This window comes from Fibrobacter sp., assembly GCA_012523595.1.
In the GTDB taxonomy this organism is placed as follows: domain Bacteria; phylum Fibrobacterota; class Chitinivibrionia; order Chitinivibrionales; family Chitinispirillaceae; genus JAAYIG01.
Genome location: JAAYIG010000078.1, coordinates 1 through 3,602, shown reverse-complemented (window position 1 = coordinate 3,602; position 3,602 = coordinate 1). Strand labels below are relative to the sequence as shown.

The 3,602-nt window shown below is 47.5% G+C and carries 3 protein-coding genes; all 3 read left to right on the top strand.

Translation table 11 applies throughout. The features are described 5' to 3' along the window. A partial coding sequence (locus tag GX089_04795) for a hypothetical protein (protein NLP01792.1) occupies positions 1–497 on the top strand: 497 nt, incomplete at its 5' end. 547 nt (positions 498–1,044) lie between these two features. Next, on the top strand, positions 1,045–2,190 hold the full coding sequence (gene carA / locus GX089_04790) for a glutamine-hydrolyzing carbamoyl-phosphate synthase small subunit (GenBank protein NLP01791.1): 1,146 nt from the start codon (positions 1,045–1,047) through the stop codon (positions 2,188–2,190). 14 nt (positions 2,191–2,204) lie between these two features. Beyond that, a partial coding sequence (gene carB / locus GX089_04785; protein ID NLP01790.1) for a carbamoyl-phosphate synthase large subunit occupies positions 2,205–3,602 on the top strand: 1,398 nt, incomplete at its 3' end.

Below are 3,602 nucleotides of genomic sequence, written 5' to 3'. Positions count from 1 at the left end.
GTGACAACACTGTCATCTCAACTGCCGGGCCTATGGCAATGTACCTGGTGTATGGAGCAAGCAACTCCAAATTTCTGGAAGTGGTCGGAAAGGTAGACCAGGTGTTCAATTATGCCAGTCTCAATTTTAACGGCGGTGAGTGGTTTATCGATGGGGGGACAGTGGACCGTTTCACATTGGAGATGAAACTGGAAGTACCGGGACAGACGACTCTAACAGAGCTTCTGGACGCACTTGGAGTCGGGGTCAACTATCAGATCCCTACCGTTTACCACAAGTTCAGAGATGTAAAAGTGACCTTTGACTGGTGGTCCGACTCGGTGATGACCTGGGAGTTCGATAACACCACAACCGCAGTCTACAACATGAAAGATAAATACGGAGACTACGTAGCCTGGAACGGATGGCCTGCATACAATTTTTCACGGTGCACATTCGTGCTTACCAAAAGATCAGCCGAACTGAAGGATCTGGTGGAGCTTGCCACACAAGACTGAGTATTCCTCTTTCTCCCGGCGCTGGCATCTGTGTCGAATGGACGTATTCAGTAGTCGGTTCAGCAGTGTGAATTTTACATTCTGTAAACAGTGCCTTTTTCCGGAGTCGGAACCGACAATCGATTATTTTTGAAAACGAAACCTGATTTTTCTCTCCTTAATCAAGATATATTTTCCTTAGTGGTAAATAGTCGATACCGATGCCGATTCCGATTGGAAGAACAGACAGATGAGTCCCGACACGCAGTATCCCATTCCTTTTTGTCTACGCCCTAGTAAATTTATCCGTCAAGATATCAGCACAATTTTGTAACCCTGTAAACACAGTATTGACACCTTTCTGAAAAAGCATTATATTGATTTCGGTTTTGTAAAAAAAACCGCATCCATTATTAAGAGTAAAGCATGTACAGTCCCGGATACAAAAAGGCATTCTTCCCTGCGAACAGGGGAGGATGCCTTTTTTTTGTTGTGTCTGCACATTTTAACTATAACCTGAACCGTATTCTAATGTATTGTTGCGGATTCATGTAAAAAGCGAGGTTTTGTGAAAGGAATAATTGCGCTTGAAGATGGTACCATATTCGAAGGCGAATCGTTTGGTGCACCAGGCGAATCGATCGGTGAAATAGTCTTCAATACCAGCCTCACCGGGTATCAGGAAGTCCTGACTGATCCCTCCTACTCTTCCCAAATTGTCTCCATGACCTATCCCCTGATCGGAAATTACGGTATCAATCATACCGATATCGAATCATCACGGGTACAGGTAAGCGGATTTGTGGTAAAAGAGGCCTGTGACTACCCCTCAAATTTTACCTCCTGCAAGACAATCTCCCAATACCTGATTGAAAATGGGATTGTCGGAGTTCAGGACATCGATACCCGTGCTTTGACCAGGCATATCAGAGTAAAAGGAGCTATGAAGGCGGTGATCTGGGCCGGTGATACGGCGGTATCCAGTGATGATCTTGTGGACAAGGCAAGATCCTGGAGAGGTCTGGAGGGGCTTGATGTGGTAAAGGATGTTACCTGTAAAGAGCCATATATCTGGAACGAGCATAAAAACAATCTCGCGAAGGAAACTCAAACCCGTTTCTCCATAGTGGCCATTGATTTCGGAATCAAATACAACATCCTCCGGATCTTCCAGGCACTGGGATGCAGGATAACAGTTGTTCCTGCCGGCACCAGCGCATCGGAAATACTCGGTTACGATCCTGACGGGATTTTTCTTTCAAATGGTCCCGGTGATCCTGCCGCAGTGACCTATGCAATTGAAACAATACGGAAGCTGATCGGACAAAAGCCGATTTTTGGAATCTGCCTGGGCCATCAGCTCCTGGCATTAGCCCTGGGTGGCAAGACATACAAGCTTAAATTCGGGCACAGGGGCGCAAATCATCCTGTAAAGAATATGAAAAACGGGTGCATAGAGATCACTTCGCAGAATCACGGATTCTGTGTTGACATCGACAGCCTGACCTCTACGGGCGCATCCTTGACACATTTGAATCTCAATGATAACACCTGTGAGGGACTTGAACTGAAGTCCGAGAGGGTTTTCAGCGTTCAATATCATCCTGAAGCATCTCCCGGACCTCATGATTCCGGTTATCTCTTTGAGCAGTTTATCAATGTACTGGATAGTAAAAAAGCAAAAAGCAGACAGAATTTAACTGTACTAACATAAACAGAGACAGGATTATGCCAAGACGAAGCGACATCGACAGCATTTTAATCATCGGAAGCGGGCCAATAATAATCGGCCAGGCGTGTGAATTTGACTATTCGGGAACCCAGGCCTGTAAAGCTCTCAAAGAAGAGGGATACAGGGTAATACTTGTAAACAGCAACCCGGCTACAATCATGACTGACCCCGATATGGCGGACAGGACCTATATCGAACCGGTCACTCCGGAAATTGTGGAGAAAATCATTATAGCCGAGCGTCCTGACGCGCTTCTTCCTACAATGGGAGGACAGACCGGGCTTAACACCGCGATGGAGCTTTCCGAAAGCGGAGTCCTTCAGAGATACAATGTAAAGCTTATCGGAGCCGATGAAAAGGCGATAAAGAGGGCTGAGGACCGGAGTGAGTTCAAGAAAGCCATACAGAGGATCGGGCTCGATCTTCCGGCAAGTGCTTTTGCCTACAATCTCGATGAAGCCTGGCAGATTGCTTCAGAGATCGGTTTCCCCCTAATAATCAGACCCTCTTTCACCATGGGCGGAACTGGCGGAGGGCTGGTTTTCACTGAAGCCGAATTCGAAAAAGCTGCCAGATACGGCCTTCACTGCAGCAGGATCCATGAGATCCTTATCGAGGAATCGGTTATCGGATGGAAAGAATACGAACTGGAGATCATGCGTGACAAGGCGGACAACGTAGTTGTAATCTGCTCCATAGAAAACCTTGATCCTATGGGTATTCATACCGGAGACAGTGTGACAGTTGCTCCGGCCCAGACCCTCACCGACCGTCAGTACCAGAAGATGCGTGATGCGGCAGTGGCGATCATAAGAGAGATTGGAGTGGAGACCGGTGGATCAAACATCCAGTTTGCGGTAGATCCCAGAACCGGGCGCATGGTGGTAGTAGAGATGAATCCCAGGGTGAGCAGAAGCAGCGCCCTGGCGAGCAAGGCTACAGGTTTTCCCATTGCCAGATTCGCCGCGAAACTCGCTGTGGGTTATACTCTTGACGAAATCAGAAACGATATCACGCAGGAAACACCGGCCTCATTTGAGCCCACCATAGATTATTGTGTAGTCAAGATACCCCGTTTTGCCTTTGAGAAATTTCCGGAGGCGGATTCCACTCTTGGAATCCAGATGAAGTCTGTGGGTGAGACCATGGCAATAGGGCGGACATTCAAAGAGGCTCTTCAGAAGGGACTCCGGGGACTTGAGACCGGACGGAAGGGGCTTGATTATCTCTCTTTTCCGATCAACGGAGAAGAGGAACTGCTTGCCTCACTGGCCAGGCCCGGTTCCGATCGTCTGTTCCTCATAAGATTTGCGCTTCAGAACGGAGTTTCTCCTGTAAAGATTGCAGATATCACCAGGATAGATCCCTGGTTTATAAACAATATTGCTTCAATT